The organism is Cohnella baijiui (genome assembly GCF_020731285.1).
In the GTDB taxonomy this organism is placed as follows: Bacteria; Bacillota; Bacilli; order Paenibacillales; family Paenibacillaceae; genus Cohnella.
Map to the genome: position 1 here is coordinate 269,091 of NZ_JAJFOW010000001.1, position 18,491 is coordinate 287,581.

Consider the following 18,491-nt stretch of genomic DNA (forward strand, 5'->3'; position numbering starts at 1 on the left):
TTTTGTCCATGACCTTCCCTATCCCCGTTTCCCGAAAATGGCTGCTCGCCGGCCTGTTGTCCGTCACCGTAGCCGCTTCCGGAACAACCGCTTGGTCTACCCCCGCCGCTGCTGCCGTTGCGGCCACACATGCGGTGACCGCTTCCGAGTACGAGGCGTTTCTGAAGGAAAAGCTGAATCTAGCGCTCCCCGCTTCGGTCGCCAAAGGCGATTTCCTGGCAGCCCTCGCCGAAGCGCTCGGCGCTAAGACCGAAGGCGAACCGGTCGTCTTCAAGGATCTGCCCGCGACCAGTCCTTACTATGCCCCGGCGCAGGCGCTCTATCGCCTCGGCGTCCTAACCTCCGACACAGTCCGCGCCTCGGACCGGTTGTCCGCGATCAACGCCGTGCAGATCGCCTTGAAAGCGGCGGATCTCAAGGAGCTGGCCTATACGTACCCCGCATCCAAAGTGAAGCAAGCGCTGGCCAAGGTTAAGCTGAACCCTGCGACGCTCGGCACCCAAGCCGCCCAGGAGCTCGCCGCTGCAATCGACACCGGCTTGCTGCCGCCGGCGTATTATGCGGACCTCAAGCCGAACGCGGCCGCCTCCCGCCACCTATCCGCCGTCCTGATCGGGCAGACGCTCGCCGTCAAAGGTCTGTACAAGCACTATCTCGGCTATGCGTCCGACAGCGATATCTACGCCAAGCTGAACGATGCCTATCAACAATCGGACATCATCCAGGCGCCCGAGCTTCGCAAGATCGTCGATGCGGCGCTCGAAGAGTCGCTCGTCACCGGCTACAACCTGAAGGACGCGCGATACGACGCCAACTTCGTCGATTCGCTGTCGCTCGTTTACGGCCATTCCGACTTGACGCACGCGCTGCAACTGATCGGCCTGCTCCGCAGCGAAGGCATCGACGCCAAAGTCCAGTTCGAGCCGAAAACGTCCGCGTTCGTATACTTGAAGGAATGGGGCGAACCCGGCGTCTCCGACCAATATGAAGTGCGCCAGATTGCGAACGGCAATTATATCGAATACGCCAAGGAATACGACATCGCGTTCGAGTTCGACAACTTGACGGACAAAAAGCGCTTCGACGATGTCGTCCACGCTTACGCCAAGAAAAACAAGGAAGACCAGACCGGCCTCATCGCCGGCTCCTGGTGGCAGCCGCTCTACTACTCGTTCACCGAGCTTCCTTCGTACCGGTTGATCACCAACAACAAGATCGACGGAGGCCGCTACTACGCGCAGTCGTTCTCCTTGAAGGAGAAGTCCGCCGAAGTGGTCGAAGGCTTCCGCCGCCTCGATCCGGCCGCCGTCATCACGCACAAAGACTTTTGGGTGGACGTGCCGTTCTTCAACTACTTGAACGGTGAGTCCCTGTAAGACCGGCAGCCGCTGTCGCAAAGCGGCCGGAGATGGGACTGTCTCTTAAGCCCACGCAAAACCGATTTTCTTCGAAAAAGGACCTCAACCACAACTAGTGGAACTTGAGGTCCTTTTGTTTGCGTTTATTGTCATGCATCTCGAACAAGTCGTCGCGCATAGGGGTGGGTGAGGGGAAAACTCCCTATCCGACTACAACGAGGTGTGCCATGCCCAAAGCTGTCAAGTCCGCCCTGGCTGGTTTGCTGGTCCTCGCTGCAATCGTCCTCGGCGCCCTCTACCTTTCCCAGGGCGACGCCCAAGCTACTTCGATCACCCGTGCCGTCGAAGACGGCATCACCGTCGAAATCCGGTCGCCCGACGGACCGATCGAGGTGCTGCGAGAAAACCGGTTCACCGTCGTCCTGAAGGACGCTTCGGGCCAGCCGATCCGGAATGCGAAGTTGCAGATGGTCATGTTCATGCCGAAGATGTACTGCGGCGACTTTTACGCTCAAATCACGGAGACGGCGCCCGGCGTCTACGAGGCGGTTGGCGTGCTGCCGATGCGGGGCAAATGGAAAGCGGAGCTGAAGATCGATCAAGGCGGTCGAACGGCGACGGTCTCGCATCTGTTCAAGACGGAATGAATGGAAAGAGCGGCCCTCCGGATTCGGCTTTACCAGAGCCAGGGATGAACCGGCGGAACAAATCCGTTGGCGCTGAGCCCCTTCATGACGGAGAGGATTCCCATGACGAGGGCCAGCGCCGTGCCGGCCGTGCGGAGCCGGCGCCGCCATGCCTTGCGCATTTTGGCCGCGACCAGGCCGGTGACGACCATGGCGGGCAGCGTGCAGACGCCGAAGACGAGCAGAAGGAGAAAGCCGCCCAGCACCGTCCCGCTGGCAGCCGCGTTGATTTGCATCGCGTATGTCAGGCCGCACGGCAAAAATCCGAGCAGCAGGCCGGTGACGAAAACGCCCGCCAGCTCGTGCCCGCTGCGGAGCGCCGTCATCCGATCGGCGACGAAGCGGATGCGCAGCGGACTGTAGCGATGCGTGGGCAGCGTGAATCGGGTCGCCGTCCAAAGAAGGATGAGCAAGCCGCCGAGCAAGCTCGCGATCCCCTGCAGCCCGACGAGCGACCCGGCATAATTCAGGAAGGAGCCGGCGCCGCCCATGAACGCCCCGATGAGCGCGTAGGTAACGACACGCCCGGCGTTGTAGACGAGCACCGGCTTCATCGGGGTGGACTGGGCGTTCATGGCGAACGATGTAACGATGCCCCCGCACATAATGATGCAATGCGGTGCGCCGGCGATGCCCGACAGCGCGGCGAGCAGCAGCGAGTCAGGCGATACGGCCATCGCGGCCCCTCCGTCCCGGGCGCAGCCGCTGAAGGCGCAGCGCATTGCATACGACCAGCACCGAGCTGAGGGCCATCATCAGGCAAGCCGTTCGCGGATCGAGCCATCCGGCGGCGGCGAACGGGATCGCAAGCGCATTGTAGCCGAGCGAAAATCCGAGGTTTTGCCGGATGTTGCGCATCGTCCGCCGGCTAATATCGATCGCGTCGGCGACGCGCGTCAACTCGCCCCGCAAGAGGACGACATGCCCGGCTTCCATCGCCGCCTCCGTCCCCGAATCCATGGCGAAGCCGACGTCCGCCGCGGCAAGTGCCGCGGCGTCGTTGATGCCGTCGCCGATCATGGCGACGCGGTGCCCTTGATCCTGGAGGCGGCGGACGAGCCCGAGCTTGTCTTCGGGCAGCATTTGCGCGAATACGTGTTCGATCTCCGCTTCCTTGGCGATCTTGTCGGCGGCGGCTTGCCCGTCGCCCGTCACCATGAGCACCTCAGCGTAGCGCTTCAGTTGGGTCACGGAAGCGGCGGACGCCGGCCGCAGCCGGTCCGTCAGCACGAACGTCCCGGTCCACTGTCCATCGATCGCCAGGTACAGCACGGATTCTCCTTCCCCATGGGGGAGGCGCAGCTCCTCCTGCGGCAGACGTGTCCCCAGCGCACGATGCCACCCCACGCTTCCGAGAAGCGCCTCCTTGCCTTCGATCGTGCCGGCGATTCCCTTGCCCGCTTCCTCCCGCACCATCCGCGCTTCGGGCACGAGGAGACGCCTGCGCGCCGCCGCCTCGCGGATCGCATGGGCGAGCGGATGCTTCGAGTGCGCTTCAAGCGAAGCGGCGGCGCGAAGCGCGACCGCTTCGGGAACGCCGCGGCCGCCCGGCGCCCGGATCGTCAGCAGCGTCGGCTTGCCCTCCGTCAGCGTCCCCGTCTTGTCCAGCAGGATGCGGTCGACATGCGGCAATCCTTCCATGACGCTGCCTTCCTTGAACAAAATGCCCCGCCGCGCCGACAGGCTGGTCGAGACGAGGATCGAAATGGGTGCGGCGAGCCCGAGCGCGCACGGGCAGGACACGAGCAGCACGGCGAGCGCGTTGTGCAGCGCCGCGCCCGGCGCCCCGGCCGGTGCGAACCATTGCCAAGCTGCGAAGGTCGCCGCCGCGCAGACGATCATAAGCGGCACGAACACGGCCGCCACGCGGTCGACCCTTCGCTGGATGACCGGCTTGGCGCTCTGCGCCTGCTCGATCAGCCGGATCATGCGCGAAAGCCGCGTCTCCTGCGGAACCGAGGTCGTCTTGATGCGAATCGTGCCGGCCAGGTTGCGCGACCCGCTATAGACGCGGTCGCCCACCGCCTTGGCGATCAAGCGGCTCTCCCCCGTCAAGAACGACTCGTCGACTTCGCCGCGCCCGGACACGATTTGGCCGTCCGTCGCGATCCACTCGCCGGCGTGCACGACGGCGATATCGCCTACGCGAAGCTCGGCGATCGGCAGCCATTCTTCCTCTTGCCTTCGCACGACGCGAATCAACTGCGCCTGCATGCGCTGCAAACTGCCGATGCCGCGCAGCGCCTGCCCCTTGGCGATCGCTTCGAGAAGCTTGCCCAGCAGCACCGCCGTCAGGATCATTGCGCTCGTATCGAAGTAGTTATGGCCGTGCATCCCCGCATGCGCGGGCGCGCGAAACACGAGGTAATGGCTGTATAGATACGCGATCGAAGTGCTGAGCGCGACCAGGACGTCCATGTTGGCGGAACGGGCGCGAACGGCATGATAGGCGCCCGCGTAAAACGGATAAGCCACATACAGCTGCATCGCGGTGGCGACGCCCAGTTGGAACCAGGCATTCAAAAAGAGCGCGGGTACCCACAGCCCCTCCGTCCACGGCAGATGCCCCAGCATCGCCCATAGCAGCGGAAACGACAGCAGCGCGGACAGCACGAACCGGTTGAGATAAGCGCGAATTTCCCGGCTGCTGGCCGCGCGCGCGTCGTCGCGTTCTTCCTTTGCGTCGTATCCGATCTGCCGGATGCGGCCGATCATCCGCGCGGGATCGGTCAGCCGCGGGTCGTACGTGACGGACGCTTGCCCAAGCGGCAAATTCACTTCGATCCGCTCCACGCCGTCCATGCGGCCCACGGTCCGTTCGATGCGGGCCGAGCATGCCGCGCAGGTCATGCCCGTAATTTGCAGGTCGACTCCCTTCAACTCCGCCCCTCCCTTCCGAACCACGATTCGGTTCAAATATATGCAGGGGAACGGACAACATGTTTGCAAGTCCGAAAAGCCGGACGGAATCGCTGATCGCAAAAGCAGAAAAGTCCCGAAGTCATGTACCGATGACTTTCGGGACTTTTCTTTCGCCGCGTACGGCGGCATATCTTCCGGAGTCCGGACGCGCGGCTACTCGCTCTTCGCCTCCGGATGCATCCCGTCTTCCGCCGCTTCGTACGGTTCGATGTGGATAAGGACGTTGGCAATCCGATGGACGTCGAGAAGCCGCCGTTCGACCTGCTCCGTGATGGCGTGGCTGTCGCTTACCGACAACTCCGGGTCGACGCCGATCGTGACGTCCACGAACACGCTGTTGCCGTGCGTTCGCGCGCGGATGTCGATCGTCCGGCCGACGCCCGGCGTCTCCCGGATCGTCTGGCGAATGCGCTGCAGACGCTCGTCGTCGAAGCCGTCGGTCAGCGCGTGCGTCGTCTCCGCGAAGATGTCCCATGCCGTCTTGACGATGACGACGGCGACGACGAGCGCCGCGGCCGGGTCCAGCCACGGGAGGCCGAACTGGGCGCCCACGATGCCGACGAATGCGCCTACGCTCACGAGCGCGTCGGAGCGGTTGTCCTGGGCGACGGCGCGAACGGCGCTGCTGCCGATTTGCCGGGCGAGTCTGGCGTTGTACCGGTAAACGCCGTACATAACGGCCGCGCCGACTAGCGCGATCCAGGCCGCGAGCAGCTCGGGTGAAGCCAGGGACGGCGAACGGAACTTGGCGATCGACTGGAAGAAGACTTGCACGCCGACGCCGAAGATGATGAGCGAGGCGATGAGCGCCGCGACCGTCTCCGCGCGAGAGTGGCCGTAGCGGTGGTCGCGGTCCGGCGGCTTCTGCGAGATGCGCAGCCCGATAAGCACCGCGATCGAAGCGACGATGTCCGTCGCGTTGTTGAAGCCGTCGGCGGACAGCGCTTCGGAGCCCGTCGCGTAGCCGATGGTCAGCTTGAGGGCGGTGAGCAGGAGATAGGCGATCAGGCTGAGCCGGATGCCCTTCTCCCCTTGCTTCAGTTGTCGATTGGCGGCTTCCATGCGTGACCTCCGGATGACGTTCGTTCGTGTACAAACCATCATACGGGACGCAAGTCGTGTGGGTCTAGAGAAACAGTGTTGGCGCTATCCTGCAATCTATGAACCGATCAACAAAGTTGTCAGGCGCCAACTTTCGGGGAGCCGCCTCCCCTTCGTCGTCGACCGGGAAGCTATGGAACGAGATGCTTTTCGTATTTGCTGTAGCTGCCGTTCGCGATTTCTCCCAATCCCGCGTAACGATAACCGAGCCTCCGATAGAAGTCGTTCAACACCGGATTGCCGGCCAGACAATCGAGCCGGATGCGGTTCTTGCCCGGGAAACGGACTTCGGACTCGACCCAGCGCATGATCCGCTCGCCCAGCCCTTCGCCCGCATAAGCCCGCTCGACGGCCAGCCGGTGCAAATAGATCGTGCCTTCGTGTCCTTCCTCACCCCACAGGCTTCGGTCCCAACTACTCGGCTCGCGGAGCAGCATGACGATCCCGGCGATGTCCGCCGCGTCTCCCTTCCGGTAGACGTACACGTCGCCTCGCGCGATCGCCTCGACCGTCCGATGGGAATCTTCGCCGTACAGCAGCCCTTGCCACTGCGTCGAGCCTCTGCCGCGGAACCACTCCGCGGTGCGCTGGAGCAGTTGCATGATCTCCTCCGCGTCCTCCTGCTCCGCGATGATGGCGCGGAAGCCGGCGCCTGCATCGCCGGTATTTCCCGCGTGAGTCCTTTCCCTTTCCCTTTCGTCCGTCTTTCGAAGTTCTCCCATGATTGAGCCCCCGTTCTAGGATGGCATGACAAACCTACCATTCTATGATGCCACGACCGGCCTTTCGGCGCAAAAGCAAAAGCATCGCGGCCCGTTCGCCGCGATGCTTGTCCGTCTGCCGTTCATTCCCCCGCCGGAGCGCGCCAAGTTTGCACGTCGTTGTCTTCGATGATGCCGAGCGTGACGTCCGCGATATCCGGATCGCTGAGAAGCCGGTCGCGGATCGCGAACTTGATGTCATCGGCCTCGGCCAGCGTCAGCCCTTTCTTCAGCTCGATCATTGCCTCCACATGGACGTAGCGTCCCTCTTGGACGATGCGCATTTGGTTGATGTCGACGACCGAAGCGTCCGACAGGATCATCGTGGCGACCTTGTCCTCGACCTCCTTCGGCGCGGAGACGCCGATGAGGCCGACCATGTTGTCGTAGCCGACGCGGAAAGCGACGAAGATCATAAGCAAGCCGATCAGGACGGTCGCCAGTCCGTCAATCGCGTGAAACGAGCTGAACGACGTCACGAGAACCGCGATCAGCGCGAGCAGCGCGCCGCTCGTCGCTACGAGGTCCTCGTAAAAGACGAGCCTCGTCGGGGGCGCCGCGCGCTTGACGTGACGGAACGCGCCGAGGTAGATCGACCCGCCTTTGACGTCTACACGCGCTTCCTTGATGATCTCTTTCATCGCTTTGACGAGTACGAAGCCGTCGACGGCAAGGGAGAGCACCAGCACGCCCAGATTAATCCAGACGCCCTTTGCCGCGGCCGGATGCCGAATCAGATGAAGCCCCTCCTTGATCGTCTCGTACGCCATGATCGTCACGACGATGACCGCGATCATGCAAAAGAGGTTCACTACCCGGCCAAAGCCGGTCGGAAAGCGTTTCGTGGCCTGCTTTTCCGCCAGCACGCTGCCCGTAAAGACAAAGCCCTGATTGACGGCGTCGGCGACCGAGTGCATCGTCGACGCGAACATCGCGCCGCTGCCGGTCATAAACGCGGCGATGCCTTTGACGATCGCCAGGCCGGCGTTACCCAGGGCGGCCGTTCCGGAGGAAGTGTTGCCTTTTTTGATCAGCGCAAAAAAAGAAGGGGACGACGGACGGACGGCGTTCAAGCTTATCGCTCCTTTGGTTGGAAAAAATGGACTGCGATTCCTAGATGGTATTGCCTGCGGCCACGCGAACGATACCGGATCCGCTCGCGCCGCTTCCACGTGAACCGCCGGACCCTAAGCGAAATCCCGCCACTGGTAGTCGGCCGACAGAACGCCTGCCGCCGGCTCCGTGGAGGACCAGGATGGTCCGGTCGCAGCGTCGGGCTGCTTGAAGCAGACCAAATTGTCATGCAGGCCGAAAGCGCGGCAAATGTCGGGACGGGCCGGGTGAATTCCGCATTTGTCTTCGTCCTGATCGAAGAAGATGCAAGTGCCGAAAAAACGCAGCTGATCCTTGAGTTTGTCGCGATCCCCGCTCGGCATCGCGCGAACGTACCTGCGAATGCGCTTCAAATCCGACCCGGTGACCGGTACCGGTCCGCAGCACATGCCCCTGCAGCCTCGACAAGGCAGTTGCGGCATCATCAACCTCCATTCCCTCTTGACTTTCAAGAGTAAATATGGTATGATTTTATGTCGATAATATAAATAATCTTACCATGCTTTTCCTTCCTTTTCAACCTGATCGATTGCAACTTTCGAAGCAGCCGCCATCCGCGCCGCGGATTCAGGCTGTTTTTTTGATGCCCGCATCCCCGTGTTCCCTTGGCGCCATGCAGGCATTAGCGCCCGATCCAAAAGGCATAACGCACCGCCATGCGACAGTTGCTTCCATTCCCCTTCGGGCTGATTTGTTCCCTATTACGAACAACATAAACTTCTTTGCCTCGAAATGGCCGTATTGTTCGATTTTTCGAATACAAAAGACCTCTTTCGCCGAATACACCGGATCCTGTTCGTTTTTTCGAATACAAAAGACCTCTAACGACGAATACACGGGATTATATTCGTTTTTTCGAATACAAAAAGACTTCTTTCGCCGAATACACGGGATCCTGTTCGATTTTTCGAATACAAAAGACCTCTTTCGCCGCATTCACGGAATACTGTTCGTTTTTCCATACTTATTCTTCCAATTTCGTGAATGTAGAATCGTTCCTGCTTGAAATGATGGATCAGCGGCGGTTTTTTCCGAAAAAAAACCGCGCAGAGCGCGGCGGGACCGGACAACGCCGTCTGGGCGTGTCCGCGTCGTTCATTTGTGCTTCAGATGCTCGTACGTCACGTGAAAGATTTCCGAGATATGGGCATCGTCCAACGAATAATACACCGTCTTGCCGACCTTGCGCCGCTTCACCATGCGCACGTTGCGCAAATAGCGCAGCTGGTGAGAAACGGCGGACTGCCCCATATCGAGCAGCACGGACAGGTCGTGGACGCACAGCTCCTGCTGAAGCAGCGCTCCGATCAGCTTGACTCTTGTCGGATCGCCCAGCGCGCGGAACCATTCCGCCATCTCCGAGATGGACGACTCGTCCAGCATTTGCGAGCGGATCGCCTTGAGGTCGGCCTCGGTGCCGCCGCACGTTTCCTCGCACTCCTCCAACGACGGTTGTTCGACTGGTTGCTCCAGTTTTTCCATTTCGGCTTCACTTCCTTCTTCTGCGGTATAGAGACACCACGATCGCCGCGACGATCAGGAGGCCGATGACGAACGTCACGGTCGCCGCCGGCGAAAATTCGGACTCGCCCATGGTTGCGAACAACTTCCTTTCGAGACTTGAAATAGTTCCATTATAACGGGAAAACGATGCTTCGCGCACGTCCCGAATGTGATCATAAAAAATGGGGCATCGTGAATCGGATTGGAAATTGACAATGGCTGCCGTTTTGTCATATCATATGAACATATATTCATATGTTATTTGGAAACGGAGGGTTTCCTATGCGGGAATATCGCGTAACCGGACTCTCCTGCGCCAACTGCGCGGAAGAACTGGAACAAGAAATCAAGCGGCTCAGCCACGGGGAAACGGCGACGCTCAGCTACCGGTCCGGCAAGCTGCGCATCGACGAGCGCATGGCGCTCGATCAGGTCGAGCGAATCCTGCGGTCGGACGGCGCGGCGCTGGCGCGTCCTGCTTCGCTGGAGGAACGCAATGGTCATTCGACGCGTCAGGCGCATGGAGGAAGCGATCATGGACACGGTGAAAGCAATCCTGCCCATGGCGATCACAGTCACGCACATGGCGGTCCTGATCACGCGCACAGCGATCACGATCATGCGCACGACGATCACGATCACGCACATAGCGATCATGATCACGCGCATGGCGCGTCCAACCGGCGGATCGTCGTTTTGCTAGCCGTCTCCGCCCTTCTCTACGGCGCGGCGCTTCTCGCCGAGCATCTGGGCATCGGCAAGGCCGTCATTGCGATCTATGCGGCCGCGGCACTGCTGAGCGGGTATACGACGTTTCTGCGCGGCTTGAAAAACCTGACGAAGCTGAAATTCAACATCGACACGCTGATGACCGTGGCGCTCGTCGGAGCCGCGGCGATCGGAGATTGGAAGGAAGCGACCCTCGTCGCCATCCTGTTCGGCCTTAACGAATGGCTGGAAGGGCTCGGCATGGACAAAGCCCGCCAATCGATGGCGTCGCTGCTCGGCGCCGCGCCGAAAGAAGCGACGAAGGTGACGGACGGCGCCGAGCTTGTGGTGCCGATCGCTTCGCTGCGGGCCGGCGATCTCGTCTTGGTGAAGCCGGGCGAAAAGATCCCGTCGGACGGCGCGATCGAAAGCGGCCGCAGCTCCGTGAACGAGGCCGCGATCACCGGCGAATCGATCCCGGTGGACAAGGCGCCCGGCGACGGCGTCTTCGGCGGCAGCATCAACAACGAAGGCGCGCTGCGCATCCGCATCGCCAAAGCGTATGAAGACTCCTCGCTCGCCCGCATCCTGCACCTTGTAGAGGAGGCGCAGGAGACGAAGACGCCGACGGAGCTGTTTATCAACCGGTTCGCCAAGTACTATACGCCGCTCGTGATGATCGTCGCCGCCCTCGTCTTTCTCGTCCCGCCGCTTCTGCTCGACGGCAGTTGGACGAAGTGGCTGTATCAGGGGCTCGCCGTCCTCATCGTCGGCTGTCCTTGTGCGCTGATCCTGTCCTCGCCGATCGCGATCGTATCCGGCATCGCCCGCAACGCCCGCAACGGCGTCCTCGTCAAAGGCGGCGTCCATCTCGAGCAGCTGGGGCGGCTCGACACGCTCGCGTTCGATAAGACCGGCACGCTCACCGAAGGCCAGCCTTACGTCGTCGAGACGATCGTCTACGACGAAGCGCGCTTCTACGCCGTGGCGGGCGCGATCGAACGAGGCTCCGCCCACCCGCTCGCCCGCGCGGTGATGCGGGAGCTCGATCGGCTGGGCGTCGCCCCCGCGGATGCCGAAGAGATCGTCGCCATTCCCGGCCAAGGCGTGCGGGCCGTCGTAGCCGGCGAGACGTTCCGCCTCGGCAACGAAGAGAGCGCCGCCGCGCTTTCGCTCGGGGAGGAAACGCGATCGGCGATCCTGGGGCTCAAGGAACGGGGACTGACGCTGGTGCTCCTCTCGGACGATCGGCGCTTGCTCGGCGCGTTCGGCATCGCGGACCGGATCCGCGAGGAGAGCCGCTCGGTCGTTCGCGAGCTGCGCCGGGGCGGCATCCGGCGCACCGTCATGCTGACCGGCGACCACGCCAAGACGGCGGCCCAAGTCGCCGAAGCGACCGGCGTCGACGAATATTTCGCGGGGCTGCTCCCCGAGGACAAGGTTCGAAAGGTCAAGGAGCTCGCCGCGGGCGGCACCGTCGGCATGATCGGCGACGGCATCAACGACGCGCCCGCGCTCGCCTCGGCGGATCTCGGGATCGCGATGGGCAAAGGCACGGACAGCGCCATCGAGACGGCGGACGTCGTGCTCATGCAGGACCACCTCGGCAAGCTTCCCGAGGCGATCCGCATCAGCCGGCGCGTGAACGGCATCATCCGTTTCAACATCGCCGTAGCGATGGGTCTCAAGCTGATCGCCCTGCTGCTCACCATCCCCGGCTGGCTGACGCTGTGGATCGCCATTCTCTCCGACATGGGCGCGACCGTCTTCGTCACCCTGGTCAGCCTGTCCCTGCTCATTCGGCGCCCCGGCCGCGAGCCCACGCGCAGCTGACGAGCCGTCCGCCGTCGCGGTCCCAACGAGCAAGCGCCCCTTCCCGGATGCGGGGAGGGGCGCTTGGCCTTTTCATCGATCAGCTCGATCCGTCGGGGGTGCAGGTCCGTCAAGCGTTCAGGACTCGAGGCCGTGCTCCTCGCGGATGCGGTACAGTCCCTGGATCAGCAAATCGGCCGGGTCGCGGTTCAGCAGGAAATGCGCCATCAAAATATGGAGCGGCATGGCGCAAACGTTGTTCCCTTCGCGGATGGCCGGGAAGCCGGCCTCCAGCACCGGTCCGTGCTCCTCGTGCAAGTCGAGGTCGACGTGGACGGGTTCGGGGGCGAACTCCTCGCGCACGGCCTGGGCGCAATGCGGCACAATCTGCTTATCGATGAGCGCTTTGGCTTCGTCTTCGGATTGCGGGGGCCGCGGCAGCAGTACGCTCTCCGGCGATTTCATCAAGTCTACGAAGAAAGACGAGATCCAAAGCGACGGATCCTGCTTCGTCTGGAACGTGGCGAGCATCTCGCGCAGGAAAAAGCCGGTGACGTAGGCTTGTCCTTCGGGGGATTTGACCTGGTAGCTGAAAATCGGTCCGTAGACGTCATGCTTCAGCACCTGTCCCTCCACTTCGTGATCGTCGAACCGGACTTTGAGAGCTTGCAGACCGTTCCAATAAAGAGCGGCTACCAGCTCGTTCGCTTTGTCCTGATCCGTTGCGGCGCCTTGCGCGTCCGGCTGTTGGTTATCGGTTGTCATGTTATCATCACCCTGCCTCCCATCATAGCATCCCATGGCGCGAAGCGAAAGCGCTCTTTGTCAAAACGTGCGGTATACATACGGATCCTTGGGCGGCTCGATCCGTTCCCAGGACGTGACGCGGAGCACGGGAATCGTCTGCTTGAACGGCTGATACAGCTCGGAATCCAGCCTCCCTCGAACGCGGACCCAGTCGTCGTTGCGAAGGACCGTTCCCTTCGGGAAATCGACCAGCATGCCGAAGACGCCCGAATCCGCGACGCAGTGGATAAAGCCGAACCGGAAGACGAAATATTGCTCTCCGCTGACGCCCTCCCCTTTGTAGGCAAAGCCGTCGAACGACAGCGTTTTGCCGATGAAGTCGTTCGCGAAATTGTAGACGACTTCCATCCCTTTCAAGTAATTGGCGTCGTTGAGCGCGATGTCGCCCATCTTCGCGAATTCGGCCAGCTCTTTGCTTTTGACCTTGTCGTAGCCTTCCTTGCCGTAGAACACACTCGTGTCCGGCCGGAGGAACTGGTGGTAGCCGGGGTCCTTCTGACGCTCCTCCATCGCGGGGAAGGAGAAGCCCTTGGCCGTGACGAAGCTGGAGTCGAGCGTCGCGACCGGCAGGAAAATGCCCGTCAGGATCGGAACCGCCAGCACCGCGTACGTGAAGGCGCGCCCCAGCTTCGACCGGGGCTCGTGCGAATGGCCGAAAGCGTCATGAGCGTGACCATGGAGCTCATGATCGTGGCCGTGGTGATCATGGTCGTGACCGTCATGCTCGCGGTCGTGACCGGAATGATTGTGGCCGTGACCATGGTGCCGATGGTCGTGAACGTTCGTCTCGCTAGCCGGCGCGGCATCCGCCGCCTCGCACGCCCGCTTAGCCGCTTCCGTCCGTTTTTCCTCGCGATAAACGAGTATGAATTGATACAGTCCGAGAAAGCCGAGCAGGACGATCGCGCTGATCGACAGATAGGCGTATTTCATGTTGATGTATTTGTCGATATCCCCGGTGCGGTGGAGCAGCAAAAAGAGAAACGCGAAACCGAACAAAATGGCGAAGCGGATCATCCGAACAACCTCCCTACGAGCAGCGATCCGGCGAGCGTAAAGACGACGACGAGTCCGATCAGCACCGCGACGAACCGCGCCCGGAAGGTCGCGAGCAGCATCAGCGTGTTTTTGATGTCGATCATCGGGCCGAACACCAGAAACGCCGACAGCGATCCGACCGTGAAGCTGCTGCGGAACGAAGAAGCGATAAAGGCGTCCGCCTCGGAGCAGAGCGACATGACGAAGGCGAGCGCGATCATGACGAGCGAGGAGCGCAGCGGATCGCTTCCCAGGTGCAGCAGCGTGGAGGTCGGCACGAACGTCTGCATCGATGCCGCGAGGAAGGCGCCGATCACGAGATATTTGCCGACGGAGAAAAATTCCTCGATCGCGTGAGAGACGACCTCGCCGAGCTTGGCCCCGAGCGTCCGCGCGTCCAAGGGCGGCGGGATCTCCACGCCCGGCTCCAGCGAAGCGGCGACCGGCGCTTCGTTCCGCATGGGCAGCTTCGGATAAAGGAACGACAGAATGAAGGCAACGAAAAACGCGACGGCGACGGCTAATCCCGCGCGGATGCCGACCATGCGCCAGTCGTTGCCGAAGGCGATGTAGGTGGCGAACAGCACGACCGGATTGATGATCGGACCGGTCAGCATGAAGGCGATGCCCGCGTGCAGCGGCACGCCTTTGAGGAGCAGCCGGCGGGTGATCGGAACGATGCCGCATTCGCAAGCCGGAAACAGGACGCCCACGCCGCAGCCGAGCATCGTCGACAGGAGCCGGTTTTTCGGCATGACTCGCGCGATCCAGCGCTCGGTAAGAAACATCTGAATGAGGCCCGAAACGAGGACCCCGACCAGCACGAACGGGATGGCTTCCATCACCATGCTGATAAAGATCGTATTCAGCTGCAAAAAGGTATTCATGACGGCCTCCCTGCCGTTTTTCCGTTTGGGAATGTATGCCTCCATTATGAAAGATTCGCCCGAAATCGCAACCGCAGCGCAGCCTCCTGATTTCACCATTGCTTTTTCGGACGGCGGGCAGTAAGATATTGGAGCTTGATTTCGAACGATACGGAAGGAACATGACTTTGCAAGCTACGAATCCCAAACCGCCGATCGCCCCCATGATCCCGCTGATCGTCGGCATGATCGCCATCTCGTTCGCGCCCATCCTCGTCCGGTATTCGCATGCGCCGGTATCCGTCCAGGGCATGTGGCGCATGCTGTTCACGATCGCGGTCATGCTGCCGTTCGGCCGCAAGCAGCTCGGCTCCTTGCGCGACGTTTCCCGCAAAGACTGGCTGCTGCTCTTCGTCGCCGGCTTTTTTCTGGCGCTGCACTTTTTGCTCTGGATGGCTTCGCTCGATTACACGTCGATCGCGAGCTCGACGATCATCCTCTCGCTGGAGCCCGTCTTCGTCATGATCGGCGCCTATTTCGTCTTCAGGGACCGGACGAACAAATGGGCGATGCTGGGCATGACGATCGCGCTCGCGGGCGCGGTCTGCGTCGGCTCGGGCGACTCCGGCGTGTCCGCGGACGCGATCCGGGGAGATCTGCTCTCGCTGGCCGGCACGCTCGCCGTCGCCGTCAACATGCTCGTCGCCAAGCGCATCCTGACACGGGTTCCGTCCTACCTGTACAGCTTGGTAGCGTTCGCTGTAACCGGCTTCTGCTTCGCCGTCTACAACGTCTCGCTGGACTACGAGATGTTCGCCTATTCCGGCCGCGAATGGCTCGTCTTCGCGCTGCTCGCCGTCGTGCCGACCGTGTTCGGCCACATGATCTTCAACTGGCTGCTGTCCTACGTCAAAGCCGCCACCATCTCGATGTCCGTCCTAGCCGAGCCGGTCGGCGCCAGCATCCTCGGCATGCTGCTCTTCCGGGAAATGATCACCGGCTTCCAGCTTGCGGGCGGCGCCTGCGTCATCCTCGGCCTCATCCTGTATATGCGCTTTGAGAAGTCCTCGCCCGAAGCGGAAACGGCGCCGTCGCTGACGGCGGAGCATCCCGCCGGCTAAACGGGACGCATCCGGTCTCGATCCTCGGTCCGGCACGCCTTCGCGTGTCGGTTTTTTTTGGTCTAAAAAGGGAATGCGCCCTTCCCATTCTGCGCGATCCGGCCTATAATGATCTCGAGTGAGTGATTACTCGCTTTTTTATTACACCCAATAGGAGCGTGCATACGATGAACGACCCCCTCTCCCCTTCGCCGGTCGTCGAGCTGGACGGGATTTCCCGGGCTTTCGGCGGTCGAGCGGTGTTGGACGGCATTACGCTGCAGGTCGGCCGAGGCGAGCTGTTCGGCTTGCTCGGACCGTCCGGTTCCGGCAAAACGACGCTGATCAAGCTCATTACCGGCATCGACCGTGCCGATCGGGGCGTCGTTCGGCTTCTGGGCGAGCGGATGCCCCGGCTGTCGATGCTTCAGCGCTTCGGATATATGGCCCAATCCGACGCGCTGTATGCCGAGCTGACCGCGAAGGAGAACCTGATGTTTTTCGGGGCGCTGTACGGACTCGGCGGCGTGCGGCGGGAAGAGCGGATCCGCTCCGCGATGGCGGTCGTCGATTTGCTGGAGCACTTGAACAAGCCGGTGTCCGCCTACTCCGGCGGCATGAAGCGCAGGCTGTCGCTTGCGATCGCGCTGCTGCACGAACCGGAGCTGCTCATCCTCGACGAGCCGACGGTCGGCATCGATCCCGTGCTGCGCCAGTCGATCTGGCGGGAACTGCTTGCCCTGCGCGACCGCGGCACGACCCTCATCCTCACGACGCACGTCATGGACGAAGCCGACCGCTGCGACCGCGTCGGCCTCATCCGGGACGGCCGCCTGACCGCGGTCGGGAGTCCGGCCGACCTCAAGGCGCGAACGGGCACCGCCACGATCGAAGACGCGTTCATCGCGATCGGGGGAGGTGCGCGCGTTTGAGAATTCGCGCTTTGACAATTCGGATCATCCGCCAATTCGTCCGGGACAAACGGACGCTTGCCCTGCTCTTTCTCGCGCCCCTTCTCGTCCTAACGCTGATGTACTTTGTCTTCAACGGCCGGGAGATCAAGCCGGACCTCGGCATCGCGGGCGTACCTCCCGCCATGGAAGAACGCATCGCGCAGTCGGGCGCCCGCGTCGTCCGCTATGACGACGCAGACCAGGCGAATCGGGCGCTCGAAGGCGGCGATCTCGACGCGACGCTGACGCTCGACAACGGGCGGCCCGCGCTGCGGCTCGAGGGGAGCGACCCCTCCATGAGCAAAGCCGTTCTGCTCCTCCTTCGTCAGGCGATGCAGCAGGACGCTCCCGGCGTGCAGCTGCAAATTTCTTACCTGTACGGGAAGGCCGATCTGACTTCGTTCGATTCGTTCGGTCCGGTCCTCATCGGCTTCTTCTCGTTTTTCTTCGTCTTTCTGCTCGCCGGCGTCGCCTTCCTCCGGGAGCGGACGACCGGCACGCTCGAACGGCTGCTCGCCACGCCGATCCGTCGGAGCGAAGTCGTGGCCGGCTATTTGACCGGCTTCGGACTCTTCACGCTGTTCCAGGCCGCTTTGATCGCGGGATACGCGATCGGCGTGCTCGGGATGTACATGGATGGATCCGTATGGCTCGTGCTACTGCTGAATCTGCTGCTCACGCTGACCGCCTTGACGCTCGGAACGCTGCTCTCCTCCTTCGCGGGCAGCGAATTCCAAATCATTCAGTTCATCCCGCTCGTCATCGTGCCCCAGGTGTTCTTCTCCGGCCTGTTCAACCTGGAGGCGATGAATCCCTGGCTGCAGAAGCTCAGCTACCTCATGCCGCTCTACTACGGCGCCGACGCGATGCGCGCCGTCATGATCCGGGGCGAAGGGCTCTCGGCCATCCAACTGGACGTCTACGTGCTGCTGGCGTTCTCCGTCGCCTTTGCGCTTCTGAACGTCCTGGCCTTGAAAAAGCAGCGCCCGATTTAGCGCTTCGCCGCCCTTCGTGCTATGATCGAGGGAAAGGCTGCCGCGCGCGGCCCGCATTCATGATAGGAGAGAATAAAGCTTGGAACGAGACGAAGATAAGCTGGAGCCCTGGATGCAGGAGCTTCTCGCAGCCGATCAGGACGGCAAGCGCATGACGGAAAAGCAGTCCCGCATCGTGGCCGCCGCCGTCGAGCTGTTTGCCGAAAAGGGGTACTCCGCCTCTTCGACGAGCGAGATCGCCCAGCGGGCGGGCGTCGCGGAAGGCACCATCTTCCGCCATTACAAGACGAAAAAGGACCTGCTCTTCTCGATCGTCACCCCGGCGATGGTACGGATCATGGCGCCGTTCGTGCTGCGCGAATTCGGCGATGTTCTGAAGACCGAATACGCGTCCTACGACCAATTTTTGCGGGCGATGATCGATAATCGCATCGCGTTCCTGAACAAGAACAAGCGGCTCCTCAAAATCATCGTGCAGGAGTTTCCGTTCCACCCGGATTTGCAGGAACAGGTCAAGCAGCAAGTGTTTTCCCGCATCTACGAACGGTATGCCGCGCTCGTCGAGAAGTTCCAGGCCGGCGGCAGCTTGATCGACCTGCCGCCCCGGACGATTATTCGTCTCAGCGTGTCGGCGATGGTGGGCTATGTGCTGACGCGATCCTTTTACCCGAATCCGGACGATTGGGAGGACGAAGCGGAACGCGAGGCGACGATCGCCTTCATTATGAAAGGCTTGGCTCCGTAAACCGGATTGCGGCGGTCAAGTTG

Annotated in this window: 19 protein-coding genes; 8 read left to right on the plus strand and 11 right to left on the minus strand. The window is 61.8% G+C overall.

Going from position 1 to position 18,491, the window contains the following annotated elements:
* The first annotated feature begins 8 nt into the window (after positions 1 to 8).
* On the plus strand, positions 9 to 1,376 hold the full coding sequence (locus LKX83_RS01130; protein WP_227880043.1) for a hypothetical protein: 1,368 nt from the start codon (positions 9 to 11) through the stop codon (positions 1,374 to 1,376).
* Positions 1,377 to 1,585: 209 nt separating this feature from the next.
* Positions 1,586 to 2,005 carry a FixH family protein gene (locus LKX83_RS01135; RefSeq protein ID WP_227880044.1) on the plus strand — a complete coding sequence of 140 codons (420 nt, stop codon included), beginning with the start codon at positions 1,586 to 1,588 and terminating at the stop codon, positions 2,003 to 2,005.
* Between the two features lie 29 nt (positions 2,006 to 2,034).
* Here LKX83_RS01135 and LKX83_RS01140 read toward each other — a convergent pair whose 3' ends face one another.
* The 8 genes from LKX83_RS01140 to LKX83_RS01175 all read right to left on the minus strand — a co-directional run bounded on the left by LKX83_RS01140 (position 2,035) and on the right by LKX83_RS01175 (position 9,535).
* Positions 2,035 to 2,721: a sulfite exporter TauE/SafE family protein gene (locus LKX83_RS01140; protein ID WP_227880045.1), complete on the minus strand. Its 687-nt coding sequence runs from the start codon at positions 2,719 to 2,721 to the stop codon at positions 2,035 to 2,037.
* Positions 2,705 to 4,924, minus strand: coding sequence for a heavy metal translocating P-type ATPase (locus LKX83_RS01145; protein ID WP_227880047.1), 2,220 nt, complete (start codon positions 4,922 to 4,924; stop codon positions 2,705 to 2,707). Before LKX83_RS01145 ends, LKX83_RS01140 begins: the two co-directional genes overlap by 17 nt.
* Before the next feature lie 195 nt (positions 4,925 to 5,119).
* Positions 5,120 to 6,028, minus strand: a complete 909-nt coding sequence (locus LKX83_RS01150; protein WP_227880049.1) for a cation diffusion facilitator family transporter — start codon at positions 6,026 to 6,028, stop codon at positions 5,120 to 5,122.
* A 170-nt stretch (positions 6,029 to 6,198) separates the two neighbouring features.
* Complete coding sequence (locus LKX83_RS01155; protein WP_227880050.1) at positions 6,199 to 6,789, minus strand: GNAT family N-acetyltransferase; 591 nt, start codon at positions 6,787 to 6,789, stop codon at positions 6,199 to 6,201.
* Positions 6,790 to 6,911: 122 nt separating this feature from the next.
* Positions 6,912 to 7,901, minus strand: coding sequence for a cation diffusion facilitator family transporter (locus LKX83_RS01160; RefSeq protein ID WP_227880051.1), 990 nt, complete (start codon positions 7,899 to 7,901; stop codon positions 6,912 to 6,914).
* A 114-nt stretch (positions 7,902 to 8,015) separates the two neighbouring features.
* Positions 8,016 to 8,366, minus strand: a complete 351-nt coding sequence (locus LKX83_RS01165) for a YkgJ family cysteine cluster protein (RefSeq protein WP_227880354.1) — start codon at positions 8,364 to 8,366, stop codon at positions 8,016 to 8,018.
* Between the two features lie 670 nt (positions 8,367 to 9,036).
* Complete coding sequence (locus LKX83_RS01170; RefSeq protein ID WP_227880052.1) at positions 9,037 to 9,423, minus strand: ArsR/SmtB family transcription factor; 387 nt, start codon at positions 9,421 to 9,423, stop codon at positions 9,037 to 9,039.
* 7 nt (positions 9,424 to 9,430) lie between these two features.
* Positions 9,431 to 9,535 carry an LPXTG cell wall anchor domain-containing protein gene (locus LKX83_RS01175; RefSeq protein ID WP_227880053.1) on the minus strand — a complete coding sequence of 35 codons (105 nt, stop codon included), beginning with the start codon at positions 9,533 to 9,535 and terminating at the stop codon, positions 9,431 to 9,433.
* A 191-nt stretch (positions 9,536 to 9,726) separates the two neighbouring features.
* Between LKX83_RS01175 and LKX83_RS01180 the strand changes: the two genes are divergently transcribed.
* On the plus strand, positions 9,727 to 11,985 hold the full coding sequence (locus tag LKX83_RS01180) for a heavy metal translocating P-type ATPase (protein ID WP_227880055.1): 2,259 nt from the start codon (positions 9,727 to 9,729) through the stop codon (positions 11,983 to 11,985).
* Between the two features lie 117 nt (positions 11,986 to 12,102).
* Here the strand turns inward: LKX83_RS01180 and LKX83_RS01185 are convergent, their stop codons facing one another.
* From LKX83_RS01185 to LKX83_RS01195, 3 genes are read right to left on the minus strand one after another with little or no spacing between them, the layout of a single operon-like run.
* On the minus strand, positions 12,103 to 12,729 hold the full coding sequence (locus tag LKX83_RS01185) for a hypothetical protein (RefSeq protein WP_227880057.1): 627 nt from the start codon (positions 12,727 to 12,729) through the stop codon (positions 12,103 to 12,105).
* Positions 12,730 to 12,789: 60 nt separating this feature from the next.
* Positions 12,790 to 13,788 carry a TIGR03943 family putative permease subunit gene (locus tag LKX83_RS01190; protein WP_227880059.1) on the minus strand — a complete coding sequence of 333 codons (999 nt, stop codon included), beginning with the start codon at positions 13,786 to 13,788 and terminating at the stop codon, positions 12,790 to 12,792.
* Positions 13,785 to 14,696: a permease gene (locus LKX83_RS01195; protein WP_227880060.1), complete on the minus strand. Its 912-nt coding sequence runs from the start codon at positions 14,694 to 14,696 to the stop codon at positions 13,785 to 13,787. The genes LKX83_RS01190 and LKX83_RS01195 overlap by 4 nt, the downstream gene beginning before the upstream one ends.
* Here LKX83_RS01195 and LKX83_RS33815 point away from each other — a divergent pair.
* The 5 genes from LKX83_RS33815 (at position 14,695) to LKX83_RS01215 (ending at position 18,468) form a co-directional block, all read left to right on the plus strand.
* Positions 14,695 to 14,820: a hypothetical protein gene (locus LKX83_RS33815; RefSeq protein ID WP_255654237.1), complete on the plus strand. Its 126-nt coding sequence runs from the start codon at positions 14,695 to 14,697 to the stop codon at positions 14,818 to 14,820. The genes LKX83_RS01195 and LKX83_RS33815 overlap by 2 nt on opposite strands.
* Before the next feature lie 37 nt (positions 14,821 to 14,857).
* Complete coding sequence (locus tag LKX83_RS01200) at positions 14,858 to 15,796, plus strand: DMT family transporter (RefSeq protein WP_227880063.1); 939 nt, start codon at positions 14,858 to 14,860, stop codon at positions 15,794 to 15,796.
* A gap of 167 nt (positions 15,797 to 15,963) precedes the next feature.
* Positions 15,964 to 16,707, plus strand: coding sequence for an ABC transporter ATP-binding protein (locus LKX83_RS01205; RefSeq protein WP_227880065.1), 744 nt, complete (start codon positions 15,964 to 15,966; stop codon positions 16,705 to 16,707).
* Complete coding sequence (locus LKX83_RS01210; RefSeq protein WP_227880067.1) at positions 16,704 to 17,723, plus strand: ABC transporter permease; 1,020 nt, start codon at positions 16,704 to 16,706, stop codon at positions 17,721 to 17,723. Before LKX83_RS01205 ends, LKX83_RS01210 begins: the two co-directional genes overlap by 4 nt.
* Positions 17,724 to 17,802: 79 nt before the next feature.
* The gene (locus LKX83_RS01215) at positions 17,803 to 18,468 is read left to right on the plus strand and encodes a TetR/AcrR family transcriptional regulator (protein WP_370638995.1); all 666 of its coding nucleotides are present in this window, start codon (positions 17,803 to 17,805) and stop codon (positions 18,466 to 18,468) included.
* Positions 18,469 to 18,491 lie beyond the last annotated feature (23 nt).